Here is a 3,286-nt window from a genome sequence, read left to right on the forward strand (position 1 = left end):
AGGAATCGGTGGTGACCGTTCATCAGGCTATGATTTAGCAAAAGAGCAATTATTCCGTTCGGTTGAAGATGTCAATCCGAATGAGGATCTTCGCAAACTAGAAGAGTATGTAATGGAAAATGCCAATAAACTAGGAATTGGAACGATGGGCTTCGGTGGGGAAGCAACCCTTTTAGGCTGCAAAATCGGCGTGATGAACCGTATCCCTGCGAGCTTTTACGTTTCTGTTGCCTACAATTGCTGGGCATTCCGCCGTTTAGGTGTGAGTGTAGACGCTGAGACGGGTGTGATTAAAGAGTGGGCTTACCAAGAAGGCGAGTTTATTGATTTTGCTGAAACGGAAGCTGAAAAGGAAACAGCTGCTGCTTCTTCTGCTTCTGATGCGATTATATTAGAAGCACCAATTACAGAAGAAAAGATTCGGTCGTTAAAGGTTGGCGACGTTGTCCAAATAAATGGATTGATGTACACCGGCCGTGATGCGATTCATAAGTATTTAAGTGACCATGAGGCACCGGTTGATTTGAATGGCCAAGTTATTTATCATTGCGGTCCGGTTATGTTGAAGGATGATAATGGCGAATGGCATGTGAAGGCTGCCGGTCCGACAACGAGTATCCGTGAGGAGCCTTATCAAGGCGATATCATGAAGAAGTTTGGTATCCGCGCCGTCATTGGAAAAGGTGGAATGGGTCCGAAAACATTGGCAGCGTTGAAAGAGCATGGCGGGGTTTATTTGAACGCGATTGGTGGAGCAGCTCAGTATTATGCGGATTGTATTAAAGGCGTAGAGGGCGTTGATTTAATGCAGTTTGGTATTCCAGAAGCAATGTGGCACCTGCGCGTAGAAGGCTTTACTGCTGTTGTAACGATGGACTCACACGGCAACAGTCTGCATGCGGATGTAGATAAGTCTTCATTGGAAAAATTAGCTCAGTTTAAGGAGCCGGTTTTTAAATAAGAGGGTTTTGGGGGATAGGCGTGAACGGTGTACCTGTCCTCTTTTTTGTGGTTGTTGGAGGGATTTGTTAATATAATTTGATTTTTGTTAATATGGTAAGGAATTTTGTTAATATATCCTGGGATTTTGTTAATATCCTCAAATTTTTGTTAATATCCCCCCGAATTTTGTTAATAAAGCTTTAAAGCAGTAAAGTGGATTCAAAAAAACAAGAGGAATTCTTAAAATAATGTCGAAATAGATGATAAATTAGCTAAAGGAGGGAACAATTTGTTCGACTTGACATTAATTAAGCCCATAACGTTACAACAGGCAGAAGCTGCTCAAAGAAGACTACCGAGTAATCATTCAATGATGGCAGAGGTAGAGTTAAAAATCAGGATTTTAGCTTCAGGGTATAAAGGAGAGAAAACGTTGAACTATTTTCTTGGTTTACTCCCTGAAAAGAATTATCATATTTTTCATGGTCTCCGACTTCCTGTCAGGAATTCCTTCTTCCAAATGGATGCTCACCTTCTTTCTCCAAAACTAATCATTCTCTTAGAGTCAAAAAACTATTCAGGAACACTTACATTGGAAAGACACCAGATAACACAAGAGATTAATAATATAAAAATGGTCTATGATAATCCAATTTCACAGGTAAATAGGCATAAAATCCTTTTACAATATTTTTTTCAAAAGTATCAAATCCCTCCTATTCCTATTGAGACCGTAGTTGTTTTTACTAATTCATCATCAGAAATTAAAATTGCTCAGGGGTACCATGAGGCAGAAAAAAAGATTTGTAAGGCCAGTAACCTTTTGAAAAAAATTGAAGAACTTGAGAAATACTACAATAAAGAAAGAGTAGATCAAAAAACGATTGGAAAAATAAAAAGACTACTTTTAAGTAAACACACCCCATACAGATCAGACTTTTTAGGTTCACTCGGGATTAATAAAAGTGATATTTTACCAGGGGTTTGCTGTTCAAACTGTTTATACATGCCTATGGAATACAAAAAAAATAAGTGGATTTGCCCAGTTTGTCTAAAAATTTCTAAAGAAGGCATCCATGAAGCGATTAACGATTTCTTTCTTCTTATTAACACCACAATTACCAATTTGGAACTACGAGAATTTCTTCAACTACCCACAAGAAGGTCCTCCTCTTATCAATTAGAATTGCTAAATTTACCCTCAACCGGAACGAAAAAAGGCCGTGTCTACCATCCCCCTAGAGATTTCCTATAAATTACTAATTATCCTTTTCCCTTATAAAACAAACAATAAAATAAATAAAAAATAGGGGGAACACGGATGAAACGCTTAATCATCTTCCTTGCGATCATGTGCTTACTAATCCCAACAAGTACATATGCAGCTGTATCCAATCAGCCAATCCACTGGGGTTTTAAAAAATCCGAGAATGAAATTCCTCCGGAAGCTGGCGCGCAGTACGACCAGATTCTCGCCAAATACGGTGCTTTTTATAAAGGAGATCCGAAATCCAAAATCCTATATTTGACCTTTGACGCTGGTTATGAAAATGGCTACATGCCAAAAATTCTTGAAGTCTTGAAAAAGGAAAAAGTGCCAGCTGCCTTTTTTGTAACAGGCCACTTTTTAAATTCGCAGCCTGAGCTCTCCAAACAAATGGTAAAAGAAGGACATATTATCGGAAATCATTCCTGGAGCCATCCAGATTTTACAGCAGTCGGTGATGCAAAAATCCGGGAGGAGCTTCAAAAGGTTAAGGTTAAAGCAAAAGAAGTAACTGGGCAAAAGGAAATGAAGTATCTTCGTCCGCCACGCGGTGTTTTCAGTGATAGAACGCTGAAAATTGCGAAGGAAGAGGGTTACACCCATGTTTTTTGGTCGCTTGCCTTTGTTGACTGGAATGTGAATCAACAAAAAGGCTGGCAATATTCCTACAATAATATCATGAAGCAAATCCATCCAGGATGTGTACTTCTGCTTCATTCCATTTCAAAAGATAACGCCGAAGCACTTGAACAAGCGATTAAGGATTTGAAAAAGAGAGGCTACAAATTCAAAAGCCTCGATGATTTTCCGAAACCTAAGTAGTAAGTAGCAGTAGGTGTTTCATCTCCTTCTAAAAGGGGTATCTGTATAGTACAACTTTTTTAGAGGGGGCTACTTTATGAAATTGGAAGTAAAATGTAATGTTGAGAATTGCAAGTATTGGGCAGAAGGTGACCAATGTGTTGCAGATTCAATCTATGTCATTGGTCCCAACAGGAGCAGAGAGGCTGATACGGTAGAGGAAACCGCTTGTAAAACATTTGAGCATCGTGGATAAGATAAAATACCAGAAAAATG

4 protein-coding genes are annotated in these 3,286 nt (G+C 39.0%); all 4 read left to right on the top strand.

All coding sequences use genetic code 11. The annotated features are described in order from the left end of the window. Positions 1-961 (top strand): fumarate hydratase (locus V7266_RS19170; RefSeq protein ID WP_335469975.1); only part of this gene is annotated, 961 nt, incomplete at its 5' end. 270 nt (positions 962-1,231) lie between these two features. Further along, positions 1,232-2,197 carry a nuclease-related domain-containing protein gene (locus tag V7266_RS19175; protein WP_335469976.1) on the top strand — a complete coding sequence of 322 codons (966 nt, stop codon included), beginning with the start codon at positions 1,232-1,234 and terminating at the stop codon, positions 2,195-2,197. A gap of 96 nt (positions 2,198-2,293) precedes the next feature. Further along, a complete protein-coding gene (pdaA, locus tag V7266_RS19180) occupies positions 2,294-3,031 on the top strand; it encodes a delta-lactam-biosynthetic de-N-acetylase (RefSeq protein WP_420491455.1) in 738 nt (245 codons plus the stop codon). Positions 3,032-3,107: 76 nt separating this feature from the next. After that, positions 3,108-3,266, top strand: coding sequence for a DUF1540 domain-containing protein (locus tag V7266_RS19185; RefSeq protein ID WP_335469980.1), 159 nt, complete (start codon positions 3,108-3,110; stop codon positions 3,264-3,266). Positions 3,267-3,286: the final 20 nt, after the last annotated feature.

Origin of the sequence: Neobacillus drentensis (assembly GCF_036965645.1) — a bacterium.
In the GTDB taxonomy this organism is placed as follows: Bacteria; Bacillota; Bacilli; order Bacillales; family Cytobacillaceae; genus Neobacillus; species Neobacillus drentensis_D.